This is a genomic window from Oceanobacillus senegalensis (assembly GCF_900176885.1).
GTDB lineage: Bacteria > Bacillota > Bacilli > Bacillales > Amphibacillaceae > Oceanobacillus > Oceanobacillus senegalensis.
In genome coordinates this window covers 2,745,792-2,760,833 of record NZ_LT839648.1, presented here as the reverse complement: position 1 = coordinate 2,760,833, position 15,042 = coordinate 2,745,792, and the positions used below count along the sequence as shown (strand labels likewise).

At 38.2% G+C, this 15,042-nt stretch carries 12 protein-coding genes; 7 read left to right on the top strand and 5 right to left on the bottom strand.

The window, feature by feature from the left end; all coding sequences use genetic code 11:
• Positions 1-15 precede the first annotated feature (15 nt).
• Entirely contained in the window at positions 16-1,899 is a 1,884-nt protein-coding gene (locus tag CAO17_RS13305) for an ABC-F family ATP-binding cassette domain-containing protein (protein WP_085993195.1), read from the top strand.
• A gap of 192 nt (positions 1,900-2,091) precedes the next feature.
• Positions 2,092-2,760 (top strand): hypothetical protein, encoded by a 669-nt coding sequence (locus tag CAO17_RS13300; protein WP_085993194.1) that lies wholly within the window; start codon positions 2,092-2,094, stop codon positions 2,758-2,760.
• A 140-nt stretch (positions 2,761-2,900) separates the two neighbouring features.
• Here the strand turns inward: CAO17_RS13300 and CAO17_RS13295 are convergent, their stop codons facing one another.
• Together CAO17_RS13295 and CAO17_RS13290 are read right to left on the bottom strand one after the other, a co-directional pair.
• Positions 2,901-3,065 (bottom strand): aspartate/glutamate racemase family protein, encoded by a 165-nt coding sequence (locus CAO17_RS13295; protein WP_085993193.1) that lies wholly within the window; start codon positions 3,063-3,065, stop codon positions 2,901-2,903.
• A gap of 253 nt (positions 3,066-3,318) precedes the next feature.
• Positions 3,319-4,662, bottom strand: coding sequence for a sodium-dependent transporter (locus CAO17_RS13290; protein WP_085993192.1), 1,344 nt, complete (start codon positions 4,660-4,662; stop codon positions 3,319-3,321).
• Between the two features lie 271 nt (positions 4,663-4,933).
• Between CAO17_RS13290 and CAO17_RS13285 the strand changes: the two genes are divergently transcribed.
• The 5 genes from CAO17_RS13285 (at position 4,934) to CAO17_RS13265 (ending at position 10,886) form a co-directional block, all read left to right on the top strand.
• On the top strand, positions 4,934-6,109 hold the full coding sequence (locus CAO17_RS13285; protein WP_085993191.1) for an aminotransferase class I/II-fold pyridoxal phosphate-dependent enzyme: 1,176 nt from the start codon (positions 4,934-4,936) through the stop codon (positions 6,107-6,109).
• Complete coding sequence (locus CAO17_RS13280; RefSeq protein WP_085993190.1) at positions 6,106-7,764, top strand: thiamine pyrophosphate-dependent enzyme; 1,659 nt, start codon at positions 6,106-6,108, stop codon at positions 7,762-7,764. Before CAO17_RS13285 ends, CAO17_RS13280 begins: the two co-directional genes overlap by 4 nt.
• Positions 7,765-7,787: 23 nt before the next feature.
• Complete coding sequence (locus CAO17_RS13275; protein ID WP_085993189.1) at positions 7,788-9,281, top strand: aldehyde dehydrogenase family protein; 1,494 nt, start codon at positions 7,788-7,790, stop codon at positions 9,279-9,281.
• Between the two features lie 109 nt (positions 9,282-9,390).
• Positions 9,391-10,536 carry a saccharopine dehydrogenase family protein gene (locus tag CAO17_RS13270; protein WP_085993188.1) on the top strand — a complete coding sequence of 382 codons (1,146 nt, stop codon included), beginning with the start codon at positions 9,391-9,393 and terminating at the stop codon, positions 10,534-10,536.
• 32 nt (positions 10,537-10,568) lie between these two features.
• The gene (locus tag CAO17_RS13265; protein ID WP_085993187.1) at positions 10,569-10,886 is read left to right on the top strand and encodes a DUF3870 domain-containing protein; all 318 of its coding nucleotides are present in this window, start codon (positions 10,569-10,571) and stop codon (positions 10,884-10,886) included.
• Positions 10,887-11,008: 122 nt separating this feature from the next.
• Here CAO17_RS13265 and CAO17_RS13260 read toward each other — a convergent pair whose 3' ends face one another.
• The 3 genes from CAO17_RS13260 to mreBH form a co-directional block, all read right to left on the bottom strand.
• The gene (locus CAO17_RS13260; protein ID WP_085993186.1) at positions 11,009-12,205 is read right to left on the bottom strand and encodes an acyl-CoA dehydrogenase family protein; all 1,197 of its coding nucleotides are present in this window, start codon (positions 12,203-12,205) and stop codon (positions 11,009-11,011) included.
• Entirely contained in the window at positions 12,205-13,362 is a 1,158-nt protein-coding gene (locus CAO17_RS13255; RefSeq protein ID WP_085993185.1) for a CaiB/BaiF CoA transferase family protein, read from the bottom strand. Before CAO17_RS13255 ends, CAO17_RS13260 begins: the two co-directional genes overlap by 1 nt.
• Before the next feature lie 330 nt (positions 13,363-13,692).
• Positions 13,693-14,700, bottom strand: a complete 1,008-nt coding sequence (gene mreBH / locus CAO17_RS13250; protein WP_085993184.1) for a rod-share determining protein MreBH — start codon at positions 14,698-14,700, stop codon at positions 13,693-13,695.
• Positions 14,701-15,042 lie beyond the last annotated feature (342 nt).

The following is a 15,042-nucleotide window of genomic DNA, read 5'->3' as shown; positions in this document are numbered from 1 at the left end:
AAGAGGAAGATAGTTATGCTAACCATTGAAAATTTATATAAGTCATATGGAGAAAAAATATTATTTCGTGATATTACATGTACCATTGCGGAAAATGAACGTATTGGTGTCATCGGGGTAAATGGTACTGGGAAATCAACATTTTTAAAGGTGATTGCAGGTGTGGATTCTGCTGAAAAGGGAACCATCCAGCATCCGAAAGATTATCACATTGAATATTTAGCACAAGATCCAGAACTCGACCCTGATTTAACAGTCATTGAGCAAATTTACTATGGTGAAGCAGCCAATATGAAATTAATGCGGGAATATGAGGAAGCATTATTGATGTTGCAGAAAGACCCAGAAAAGCCTGAAGCGCAAAACAAGCTTATGAAAATGCAGCAAAAGATGGATGAAGAAGACGCTTGGGAGGCCAATACAACCGCAAAAATGGTGTTAACCAAGCTTGGAATAACTGAATTTGATAAGAAAGTAGTGGAATTATCTGGGGGCCAGCAGAAGCGAGTGGCGATTGCGAAAGCATTGATTCAGCCTGCTGACCTATTAATTCTTGATGAGCCGACAAACCATTTGGATAATGAAACGGTGGAATGGCTGGAGAAGTATTTACAAACGTATAAAGGCTCCTTACTTCTTGTAACACATGACCGTTATTTTTTAGATCGAGTAACTAATAAAATATTTGAACTTGATAAAGGAAACCTTTACAGTTATGAAGGCAATTATCAATTGTTTTTAGAAAAGAAGGCGGAACGTGAAGAATTGGAGGCTAGTAACGAAGTAAAGCATAAGAACACACTGAGACGGGAGCTTGCATGGTTAAAACGTGGAGCAAGAGCACGTTCAACAAAGCAAAAGGCGCGAATCGAACGCATCCATGATATGAAGGAGAAAACGTTTGATACCAAGAATCAGAATGTAGAATTTCAAGTAGCTTCCACTAGACTAGGAAAGAAAGTCATTGAGTTAAAAGATATTACAAAGGCGTTTGAAGGGAAAACTTTGATTAAGGACTTTAGTCACATAGTTGTCCCTGGTGACAGGATTGGCATTATCGGACCAAATGGAAGTGGTAAGTCAACCTTACTAAATATCATGGCTAACCGATTAGAAGTGGATGATGGAGAAATTGAAATTGGTGAAACTGTGAAAATTGGCTATTATACACAGGGTGATGAAGAACTGGATGATAGTTTACGGATGATTGATTATATCAAGGAAGTTGCTGAGGTGATTCACACAAAAGATGGACAAGTCATTACAGCGGAGCAAATGCTTGAGCGATTTTTATTTTCTCGGCCCGAGCAATATACGTATATTCGTAAATTGTCCGGTGGAGAACGCCGTAGACTATATTTGTTAAGGGTTTTAATGACAGAACCAAATGTTTTATTTTTGGATGAGCCGACCAATGATTTAGATACACAAACGCTTGGAGTACTTGAAGAATACTTGGAACAATTTCCAGGTGTCGTGATTACGGTTTCTCATGACCGCTATTTCTTAGATCGGGTCGTTGATCATTTATTTGTGTTTGAAGGGAATGGCAGGATTGGTCAATTCTTTGGAAATTATAGTGAATTCTTAGAGAAGAAGGAACAAGACAAACGTCAACAGGCTAATCAAGAAAAGGTAAAAGAAAAACCAAAACCGAAGAACCAAAAGAAACGCCTATCTTATATGGAGAGGAAAGAATGGGAAACGATTGAAGATGAGATTACCGAGCTTGAATCGAGCATCGAAAACATTCAAACAGCAATTGTTGAAGCGGGAAGTAACGCAGAAAAAGTACAGGATTTATATAAAGACCAGCAAAAGGTGGAAACAGAGCTTGAAGCAAAAATGGAGCGATGGGAAGAGCTATCCTTATTAGTTGAAGAAATAGAAAATGGCTAAATCTCTATAACCATGTTTATTTTCCTGATTTTAGTGGAAAATAAACTAAGATTGTCTTGAGGCGGCTTACTCACTTTTCGGTTTATGGCAATATGATGGAGGAAGTCGTAATTCGCCTGGTACTAGTAGAATTTTGCAATTATTACTTTTGATACTATTAATCGATTATATGAAACGAATAGGAGGAGCATTATGAAACTATTTCAAGTAAGGAAAGGTCAATTTGTTTTCTATAAGAATGAATTGCATAAAGTGTATTCCGTGAAACCAATGTTTAAACGTTCGATTCACTTATATCGTTTAAAGGATATGCAACAGGTTTTAACACAAGCGAGTGAAATACAACTTTATAAACCACAGCATAATGATACATTTATTTTTTATGGAAAGCGGTATACAATCGATCGTAATGCGAAACCAAATCCAGGTGATTACATTTTAATTGTTAAGCCAGCACCAGACTTTTTAGATCATTATTCGCTTAATGAAATCGAAAAGGTAGAAAGCGTCGAGGATGGCAATGTTGTAACAACTCGGGATAATGGTGTTAAACATCACGAGTACGTTGTGATGGTACCAGGCAAATCAGAAGCGAGTCAGGAAATTGCGTATTATGATAAGTCGCTTGTACCCGAGGAGCAGCAATTACAGGATGAATCAATTTCTTACTTAGCAGAAAACGATGATACACTAAAACCAGTTGTTGGTGATATTTATCTTGATGTACAAAATGAAACAAAGGCCATGATTGTTGCAATGACAGAAGATGAGGTTGTCTTTGGACATGGTATACGTATCCATGTGGCAGAACTACTTGATGAAACAAAATACGAATTGCTCTATCAGTTTGATGAAGATTAATGTAGTAGAGAAAATGAACATACAAAAACTGCACCTCTGATTGTTGTAATTGCGTCCAGCAATTTTGGTGCAGTTCTTTTTTGTTCCAATTAATTATAAAACGAAATAAGAATAACTATGGACCTAATTGAAGAATGAGATTATTCTTCGTTAAAAATTGTATCGATAATTTTATTAATATGAATTTCTGCTGTATTTAATGAATGGATATATAAATCCTCATTTTTGATTAACATAGGGAGTTCTGTACAGCCTAAAATAATTCCCTGAATACCGTCCCTATTAATCATTTCCTTGATGATCATTATGACACAGTTGAATTACAACAACCATTACTTTACCAATTTTTATATCTATATACTAAAAAAATTGATAATTTGATACGTATTATGAGCAGTAGGGATTAAACCGATAAAAATTCCACAACCTTACCTAGGTTGTGGAATTTTACATGTAACACCGGTATAAAAAATATAAACAGAGTGTTAGACCTTTATGAAATGTAGGAAGTTAGCTTGTTGACAATAAAAATTTTCAAGTCCTAAATTTTAGTAATATTTACACAACCCCTAAAGTAGATAGGAATACGATAATAATGGTAACTGGAACAAGCCATCGCATGATCTGGTACCACATATTATATATCCCACCATTTAAGTGATTTCCTAAGGTGAATTCCTGTTTAACCAAAGCTTTATCCATTTTAAAGCCAATGAACAGAGCGATAAACAAGCATCCAGCAGGGAGCATAATATTACTTACTAGAAAGTCAGTTGCATCAAATACGGTTTTACCAAAAATTGTAAAGTCGGATAGTATGTTAGATGATAATGCGGCAGGAATCCCCGCTATGAATACTAGTAGTCCAGCAACGCTTGCTACTTTCTTACGAGAACGGTTTTTGTTATTGGAAAATGCGGCTGTAATAATCTCCAACATGCTAAAGGATGAAGTTAATACAGCAAACAAGAATAATAATAAAAACAGACTCAAGAACACTTCACCAAATGGCATACTGCTAAATGCCTCTGGTAGGACAATGAACAATAATCCTGGACCCTGTGCTGGTTCAAGACCAAATGCAAATACGACTGGGAAAATGGCAAGGCCAGCTAATAGGGAAACAAAGATATTCATGATGGAAACTGAACTAGCTGATGCCGGAAGACTAATATCTTTTCCTAGGTAGGAACTGTACGTAACCATAACCGAAATTCCAACGGCTAGGGAAAAGAAGGATTGTCCCAAGGCATACAATACGTTCTCTGCATTTAATTTTGAGAAATCTGGTTGTAGGAAGAAGCGAATTCCTTCTATGGCTCCTTCAAATGTAACAGCACGACCAACCAATACAATAAAAAAGATAAAGAGCAGTGGCATTAAAATCTTGCTTGCCTTCTCTATTCCATTCTGAATTCCAAAAGAAACGACGATTATATTTATAAGAAGAAATAGAGCTAACCCTAGAATCGTAATCCAAGGGCTTCCAGTAATTTGTGCAAAAAGATCTGGATAATTAGCACCTTCTCGAATGATAATGCCCGGTATGGATAAAGCACTGTATAGGAGTACCCATCCACCAACCACGCTATAGAAGGACATTAATAGAAATGCACCAATTACTCCCCAATAACCAATCATGGAAGAGATGCTTTTCGGTGCAAGGGTTTTATAAGCCTTAACTGCTTCCTTACCAGCTCCTCTACCAATAATAAATTCTGCAATTAAAATTGGCAGGCCAATAATCACGGTAAACGCGATAAAGAGTAAGAAAAATGCCCCCCCACCATTCATACCAGTCATATATGGGAACTTCCATATAGCACCAAGACCGATGGCAGCCCCTGCTGAGGATAGGATAAATCCAATTTTCGAAGACCATTGTTGTTTTTTACGTTGCATAAAATAAATCCCTTCTTGAATTTCTTGATGATATCAATTCCATAAGTATAACATATGCATTTCCTATTAAAAACTAAATATATTTTATCGTATTTTTAGGTTTACTTTAAGATTATATTTTGTCATTTGCTGAATAAAATGTAGTGTATACGTATGTTCACTCGATAGAATTGGTTTTACTCAAGGCAAGGCTGTTATCTAAAAAGTTTACACCGACACAAAAAAATAACAAGATACGAAAGAAAACAGTCTAAAAAGAGGGGGATGGGAAATGCAGTTTGCTTCCAATAAAGTAAGAGATTTACCAGCTTACTTATTTTCCGTGTTTCAGCAAAAGAAAAAACAACTTGAAGCTAAAGGTGTCGATGTGATTGATCTAGGGATCGGTGCACCGGATTTACCGACTCCAGATTTTATTTGTCAGGCATTGTCTGAAGCGGTGAAGGATTCAAATAATCATCGGTATTCCACATATAGTGGAAGCTTGGAATATAGGAGGGCAGTAGCCTCTTTCTATAAAAATCAATATGGAGTTTCACTAGACCCTGAAAAGGAAGTTCTAGCACTCATTGGCAGTAAGGAGGGGATCGTAAACCTTATTCAGGCGGTCATTAATCCTGGTGATAAGGTGTTGATTGCGAATCCTTCTTATCCCGTTTATGAAACTGGAATTTACTTAGCAGGTGGCAAAAAGATTGATTTGCCTTTAAATAAGAATTATGAACCACTTTTTGACAACATTTCTACAGATGATGCCGATGAGGCAAAGTTAATGCTTCTAAACTATCCAAATAACCCCACAACTGCAACGATTGATGTAAATACCTTCCATAAAGCTATAACACTCGCAAAAAAACATTCAATTGTCATCACTAATGATGCTGCCTATCAATTGGTTACATGTAAAGACTATAAAGCTCCAAGCATCCTGGAAGTACCTAATGCCAAGGAATATGCAATTGAATTTGGTTCCTTATCGAAAAGTTTTAATATGTCTGGCTGGAGGATTGGTTATGTGGCTGGTAATAAGGATCTCATTCAATCTTTAGCAACCTTAAAAAGCAATATAGATACAAGTCAGTTTTTAGCCATTCAAAAAGCAGCTCAAGTAGCGCTAGAGAGTAATTTTCAAACGGTACAAGAAAACAATCGTATTTATGAGAAACGAATCGAAAAACTCTATGCCGCTTTACAGAAGTTAGGTTTTTCTACACAAAAGCCTAGAGGTACCTTTTTTTTATGGGTAAAAGTTCCAGCTGGTTACACTTCAATGGGGTTCGCAAACGAATTGCTTGATAATACAGGGGTTATGGTGACACCGGGAATTGCCTTTGGGGAAAAAGGAGAGGGGTATGTTCGTATTGCGTTAACTGTTACCTTAAATCGCCTAGATGAAGTAATCCGAAGACTTAAGCTATGGAAAATGAATGAGGTGGATGAAATATGAATAGATATGTAGGAAGGAGAACAATGACTGCCGCCTCTGCCATTGTGGAATGCATGAAACTAGAATCTATTCGTTACGTCTTCTGTGTCCCAGGAGAAAGTTATTTGTCAGTACTTGATGCTCTATATGACGAGGACTCGATACAGGTGATCTCGACAAGGCATGAAAGTGGCGCTGGTTTTATGGCAGAAGGTTATGCTAAGGCATCCTTTCAGCCTGGCGTTGTATTTGCAACAAGGGCTGTTGGTGGGAGTAATGCTGCGATTGCCATTCATACCGCGTATCAGGATTCCACTCCAATGGTGGTCTTTTTAGGTCAGGTGAAAAGAGAAGTTAAGGGGAGAGAAGGATTTCAGGAGATTGATTTAGATAGGCATTTCGAGCACATGGCAAAATGGACAATGGAATTAAATGATCCAACACGAACTGCAGAAATTGTTCAACGTGCTTTTCGAATTGCTCAATCAGGAAGACCCGGACCGGTAGTTATTTCCTTGCCTGAAGATGTATTGAATGAAGAAGTAGAAATAAGCTTTGGTCCTGTAACTCCACGACCAAAACCTGCTCCATCCGAAACGGAAATAGAAAGTGTTGAAAAGGTATTATCCCATGCGAAAAGACCGTTAATCATTGCTGGTGGTGGGGTGAAAAGTGCGCAGGCGGAGGATAATTTAAAGGTTTGTGCTGAAAAATGGGGAATTCCCGTTATGACCTCTTTTCGGCGTCATGATATTTTCCCAAATAATCATCCATTGTATGTTGGTCATCTTGGTTTAGGTACTCATCCGAATATTCAAGAGACTGTTTATGAAGCGGATACTATTTTGGCGTTAGGAACTAGGTTATCCGAGGTGACGACACAAAACTATTCCATCCTTCCTCCAGATAAGAAACTGATTCACATTGACATCCATGATGGGACCTTAGGAAAAGTAAGTGCTCCTGATGTTGGCATTGTTGCTGATATAGAGCAAGCGTTGCTGTTATTAGAAAATATTTATGTCAACAGAACATGGAAAACATGGGCGAAGAGGAGAAGAAATGCTTATGAGGAGGCTAGTAAATTAAAAGTATCTACAGATGACCCGATTAATAAGCATGTCATTGATCTATTACAGAAAAAGTTACCGGATGATAGTTTATTAACAAACGATGCTGGAAATTTTGCTGGATGGCTTCATGCCTATTATTCCTTTACCCAAAAACATACGTATATTGGACCAACATCAGGTGCAATGGGTTATGGGATGCCTGCAGCACTTGGAGCTAAATTAGCTTTTCCTGATAAATCTATCATTTCCTTATCCGGAGATGGTGGTTTTATGATGACTGTAATGGAATTAGAAACAGCAGTAAGGTTTGAAATTCCTATCATATGTCTTGTTTTTAACAATAATATGTATGGTACCATCCGTATGCATCAGGAAATGCATTATCCGGGGAAGGTGATTGCCACAGATTTAGGAGCTGTATCATTTAAGGAATTAGCAGAAAGTATGGGAGTAACGGGTTACCAGGTATCAACTCCAGAAGGATTTGAAAAAACACTCAATCAAGTCTTAGGTAAAGAGAAACTGGCTGTCATTGAAATAATGACAGGGAAGGAGCAAATATCAGTTTCAAGGACAATTGAACAAATTCAAAAGGGAAATTAGTAGTTTCAAAGGGGGATTATTCCATGGCCGTTTCATTGGATACAACGAAGTTATCTAATTTTATAGATGGAAAATGGGTAGATGTTAGGAAGTCGACTGCTGTTATAAATCCAGCTACAGGTGAGGAGATTGTTGACGTACCGCTCTCTGATGCAGGCAGTGTAGATGATGCAGTGGCAGCAGCGAAAAAGGCGCAAAAGGAATGGGCACTAGTTCCGGCACCACAGCGAGCAGAAATTTTGTACCAGGTGGGAACATTGTTAAAGGAAAGAAAAGAACGGTTGTCCCAGTTACTTACGATGGAAAATGGAAAGGTGCTGGAAGAGGCTAGAGGTGAAGTGCAAGAAGGGATTGATATGGCATTTTATATGGCTGGAGAAGGTAGACGCTTATTTGGCCAGACGACACCTGCTGAACTAAATAATAAATTTGCTATGAGCCAGCGAGCACCAGTTGGGGTTGTTGGGATTATCACCCCATGGAATTTTCCGATTGCTATTGCGACATGGAAGTCATTTCCTGCGATTGTAGCGGGTAATGCTGTAATTTGGAAACCTGCAACAGAAACACCAATCATGGCGTACGAATTGGCGAAGATTTTTGAGGAAGCGGGGTTACCTAATGGAGTCATAAATGTTGTATTTGGTAGCGGTCAAATGGTTGGAAACGCGATGGTACATCATGATGATATTCGTGTGATTTCCTTTACTGGATCTAATGACATTGGTCGGAATATTGCAGCAGACTGTGGCAGAAAGTTGAAAAAGGTCTCCTTAGAGATGGGAGGGAAAAATGCTGTCATTGTGATGGATGATGCGGATATAGATTTAGCGGTTGAAGGGATTTTATGGAGTGCCTTTGGAACTAGTGGGCAGCGTTGTACCGCATGTAGCCGTGTTATTGTGCATGAGGCAGTAAAAGAAAAACTAGAGGAAAAACTACTTCAGCAAATGCAGCATCTAACCATAGGAAATGGATTAAATGAAACGATTAAGGTTGGTCCAATTATAAATAAAGTAGGGCTAGAGAAGATAAAAGATTATATTGAGATTGGTAAAAAAGAAGGAGCTACATTGCTCGAAGGTGGATATGAGTTATCTGGAACGGATTATATGGGTGGAAACTTTTTCATACCAACTTTATTTACAGATGTAGAGCCAACGATGCGCATTGCACAAGAAGAAATATTTGGACCAGTTGTCTCACTTATTCCTGTTCAAAGCTTTGAAGAGGCGATTGAAGTTAATAATGGCGTATCTTATGGTCTATCAAGCTCTATTTTTACTCGAGATGTCAATCGTGTTTTTCAAGCCCAACGTGATTTAGATACAGGGATTGTTTATGTAAATGCTGGTACAACTGGAGCGGAGATTCACCTGCCATTTGGTGGAACAAAAGGAACAGGAAACGGGCATCGTGACTCTGGTGTTCAGGCGTTGGATGTATTTACAGAGTGGAAGGCAATATATGTGGACTATAGTGGAAAATTACAGCGAGCGCAGATTGATGTAGAGTAGCATATTTTTAGATTTGTTCTTTAGCTACAATATTCCAAATAGATGTTCATGGATTACCGCCCCTCATTCTCCGATAAAAGACAACACTAGTAATACTGGAGGGATAAAAATGAAAGTAGGTGTTTTAGGTTCTGGTTTAATGGGAAAGGAAGCAGCTCGTGATTTAGTGGAAAGTAAAGGGGTTACGGCTGTTGGCTTAGCTGATGTGGATATGGATAGAGCGGTAGCGGTATGTAATTCCTTGCAATCTTCTAAGCTGCAAGCCTTTCGGGTAGATGCAAGTAAAAGACAAGAGTTAGAAAGCTTCATGAAAAAGTTTGACGTTATTATTAATGCCTTATTTTATTCCTTTAATGAGGTGGTAGCGAAGTCGGCGATTCGTGTTGGAGTTCATTCAGTGGATTTAGGGGGGCATATTGGTCATATAACAGATAAGGTGCTTGATCTGGATGATGATGCGAAGAAAGCTGGAGTTACTTTGATACCGGATCTTGGGGTGGCACCAGGCATGATAAATATATTATCAGGCTATGGTGCTAGTAAACTAGATAGTGTAAAATCAATAAAATTATATGTTGGAGGAATCCCTTTACGGCCAACTCCTCCATTTGAATATAATCATGTTTTTTCTATGGAAGGGGTGTTTGACCATTATACGGATTCTGCATTGATTATTAGGGATGGAATGAAACAGGAAATCCCGTCATTATCGGAAATAGAAGAGGTTCATTTTGAGAGATTCGCTCCATTGGAAGCTTTTCATACATCAGGAGGGACATCTACACTATCTCTTTCGTATCCCTCTCTAGAGGAATTAGAATACAAAACGATACGATATCCGGGTCATGCAGAGAAATTTAAATTACTCGTTGATTTAAATTTAACTCGTAAGGATTATGATGTGAATGTTAATGGAAAAAAGATTAATCCAAGAGAAGTTTTTTTAAAAGTGCTTGATCCGATTGTTGAGTTAGGGGATAAGGATGATGTCGTGCTTTTACGTGTTATTGTTTCTGGTGTGTTGGACGGTAAATCAGCAACCTATCCATTTGAAATGGTAACCTACAAAGATAGAACAACGAAAGTAACGGCAATGGCACGTGCAACTGCTAATACGATATCAGTTGTTGCTCAAATGATAGGTAGCGGTGTTATAATAGATAGAGGCGTTTTCCCACCAGAGAAAATTGTTCCGGGTAATACGTATATCAAGGAAATGGCCAAACGGGGAGTAGTCATAGAGGAGAAATCGTAAATTAGTAAACTAGTTGAAGGGATCTGAATAAAATGAAAACAGTATTCATTGCAGGGCATGCTAGACTCCCATCAGGAATGGCAGCAAAAAGCATCTATGATACGTTAACCATCACAGCCGAAATTGATAAAAAGTATGGTGTAATTGTCGCCGCAAATTGTACACTAGCAACGGAACATGGTCGTGATTTTGTTCAACGATTGCTTAGAGGACACAGTCTTCAAGAGGGGATTGAGGCACCTATTCAGATAGTGAAACGGCATTATTTAGGAAAAGCGGGGAATGCGTTAGTATCCGCATTGAAGGATTTGCAGAAACAATATGAGGGGTATGTTGGAGAAGGAAGCTAAAAGATGAGAGGAAAGCCGATAAGAGTATCTCAAGCCCGATATCTAATATTTAACAAGATTCACAACCTAACCAAAAGGACCTGCCATCCATAAATGGTAGGTCCTTTTTCTATATATTCTATTTAATCATCCGATTCCCAAGCGGGCAACATTCGATTCAAAGGTTTATCTTTTCGGTAGCCTAATACATATTCAGCCTGCATGATGGTATGAATCTCACGTGTTCCTTCGTAAATAACTGGGGCCTTCGAATTACGTAAATAGCGTTCGACTGGATATTCATCGGAATAGCCGTACGCACCATGGATTTGCACAGCATCATCTGCGGACTTGTTGGCAAAATCACATGCCTGCCACTTTGCAAGGGAGGTTTCTCTCGTATTCCGTTTGCCTTGATTTTTTAACTCCCCCGCACGATAAACGAGTAGACGACTCATTTGTAGTCCAGCTTCCATTTTGGCAATCATTTGTTGAACCAGCTGATGTTTGCCAATTTCCTTTCCGAAAGTTTTACGCTCCTCACAATATTTTACGCTTGCTTCCAGGCAGGCCATGATTTGACCAACAGCGCCGGCTGCCACGGTAAAGCGCCCATTATCTAGAGCAGACATGGCAATTTTAAAACCTTCCCCTTCTTTACCTAGAAGATTTTCTTTAGGGACCTTCACATCATCAAAAAATAATTCTCCAGTATTACCAGAACGTATGCCATGCTTTCCTTTGATAGCCTTTGATGAAAAGCCATCCCATGTGCGTTCTACGATAAACGCAGAAATTCCTCTATGTTTTTCAGAACGGTCGCCGGTGTAGGCAAATACGATAAAATGATCAGCAACATCGCATAGAGAAATCCAGGTTTTTTGGCCATTTAAGCGATAAAAATCTCCATCCTTTACAGCCGTTGTTTGTAATGCCACAACATCAGATCCGGCTCCTGGCTCCGTTAGACCGAATGCACCGAGTTTTTCCCCTTCTGCTTGGGGTTTTAGATATTTTTGTTTTTGTCCCTCTGTTCCCCATTGGAGTAAGGTCATACTATTTAATCCAGTATGGACAGAAACTGCGGTTCGAAAAGCGGTATCTCCACGCTCTAACTCTTCACATACGATGGCGAGTGAATTATAATCCATTCCAGCTCCGCCATAGGTTTCAGGAATGCAGACCCCCATTAGTCCTAGATCTCTCAATCGTTTATAAATATTAGGATCAAATTTTCCTTCCCGGTCCCATTTCGTCATATAAGGCATAATTTCCTTATCTACAAACTCTCTAACCGTCTTGCGTAGTAATTCTTGTTCCTCTGTAAACTCAAAATTCATTATATCCTCTCCTCGCTATCCTTATTAGTAATAAATTCATGGTTATGTTCACCGGCATTTGGTGGGTGATGCCTCACTGTTATAGGTGTTCGTGACAGTTTGAGTGGACTTCCAATCATTTTAATAGCACCGGCTGTTGGATGATGGAAATCAATAAACATGTCCCTTGCTCGTAGCTGAGGATCTTGAGTGACTTCCTTTATATTTTGTATGGGACCGCAGGGTATCTTATTTTTTTGGCATTTCTTTTGCCAATAAGCACTTGGCTTGGATAAAAAAGCCTTCTGTAATTGTGGGACTAATACTTCTCGATGCTTTACTCGTTCGGGGTTGGTAGAAAAACGTTGATCTTTACTTAGATAAGACCTTCCAATAATCTGGCATAGCTTATGGAACTGGTTATCATTACCTACCGCAATGACTATTTCTCCATCAGCTGTTGGAAACGTTTGGTAGGGGACGATGTTGGCATGTTCGTTTCCAAGACGTTTAGGTATTTGTCCAGACGTTAAATAATTGCTTCCAATATTCACGAGTGAACTAACGGCGGAGTCATATAAAGAAATATCAAGCTTTTGCCCTTTACCTGATTGCGTCCGCTCTAGTAAGGCAGCTTGAATGCCAATACAAGCATACAAACCGGTTAAGACATCAGTGATAGCAACACCAAGTTTTTGGGGGCCGGACTGTTCGTCTCCAGTTATGCTCATTAATCCACTCATCGCTTGAATGATAAAATCGTAACCAGGCATATCTTTATATGGACCTGTTTCACCAAAGCCAGTAATTGAACAGTATACAAGCTGAGGATTTAGCTGGGAAAGAGTGTCATAACCAATTCCGAACCGCTCCATCGTTCCTGTTTTAAAATTGTTTATTACAACATCACTGTTTTGTGCGAGTTCCTTAATTGTGTTAATTCCATTATCAGATTTTAGATCCACGGTAATGCTTTTTTTATTGCGATTAGCACTAAGGTAATAGGCACTGACATCATTCTGAAAAGGGGGGCCCCATTTCCTAGTCTCATCACTACCTCCAGGAGCTTCTACTTTTATAACCTCAGCTCCTAAATCACCAAGAATCATTGTACAATAGGGACCAGCCAATACTCTTGAAAGATCAAGAATACGAATTTTTTCAAGTGCTCCAGGCATACGTTCACCTCTTTTTATTGTTATTTAACGACTATATAAAATAAAAAAATGCCAGTTCAAATAAATTACAGATATTCTGTAAATTACATTGAACTGGCTTATATCTGTTGGAACAGACCTGGAAAAGGAATGCGAACAGATTAGGCAGTAACTTATTAGTAGGTTTAAGGATTGTATAAGAAAATCCTTAATGATTTATTGATTTATATTATAAACTATATTTTTAATTTTGTAAACGTTTTCTATCTATTAAAAATTATTTTTTAGAATATTATACTATATTTTGAGGAAACCCACACATTGTAATAATGCATGGGTAAGTTTCCTTTATTATTTAGCTGCCTTTTGTAATTTCGTAATCATTTTTAGAGCCCGTCCAGTTCCAATTGCAACAGATTCTAATGGGTTAGGTGCGATATGGACTGGTACATTAATTTCAGTGGATAACCACTCCTTTATTCCATTTAAAAGAGCTCCTCCACCAGTGAGAACAATTCCATTGTCCACGATATCGCCACTTAATTCTGGTGGACATTGTTCCAGTGTTAGACGAATTGCATCTAATATTTGCTCAAGGGATTCTTTAATAGCATGATAAATTTCCATAGAAGTAATAGTTACTGTTTTTGGTAACCCTGTAACCATATCACGACCGCGTACTTCCATTTTTTTTTCTTCGTGATTAGGATGCGCATATCCAACTTCCATTTTAATAGATTCTGCGGTGCGTTCTCCGATTAAAACATTATAGTTCTTTCGAATATGCTGAATAATTTCTTCATCTAAGCGATCTCCTGCTACACGGACGGAATTGCATGCAACAACACCACCAAAGGAAATAATCCCAACCTCTGATGTTCCTCCACCAATATCAACTACCACGTTAGCAATCGGTTCATCCACTGGTAAATCAGATCCGATTGCAGCTGCGACAGGTTCTTCAATTAGATGGACATTCTTTGCTCCATAACTACTTACGGCATTATGAATTGCACGTCGCTCTACAGATGTACTGCCAGAAGGTGTACAAACTACAACAGTTGGCTTCCTTGTAGAAATACCAGCCTTTTTGCTTACTTTTTTTAATAATGATTTTAGCAATTGAGCTGTGACGTCATAATCAGCAATAACGCCATCCCTTAATGGGCGGATGGGTATTATATTTTGTGGTGTTTTACCAATCATTTCTTTTGCTTCAGCACCTACTGCTACAACTTGTTTTGTATTTATGTCAATTGCTACTACGGATGGTTCGTTTAAGACGATTCCCTTTGATTTGGTATATATAAGAATATTTGCAGTTCCTAAATCAATTCCGATCTCTGCATTTGAAAACATGATTTAATCCTCCATTGCTGTCATTTTCTAATAAAAATATATAGGATTTAATTCATCTGATTTAAGTGGGTTAGAAAGGTGAATTAAAAGCATATATAAATAATTATTTATATTTTACTGTTAAGATAGGGTATTGTCATTAAAGAAATTCTTTTCGGGGTAACGGTTTTTGGGGGTAATTCCGTTATGATATAAATTTCCTAATATAATGTTTTTAAAAAGTAGGTCATTTTACCTGACTTTTTGAACAGCCTGTAAAAAATAAATTCTTCCCCATTAAAAGGCTATATATATAAGTAAACCAGAAATAATCGTTAAATCAAGTAACATTTTGTTTACAAA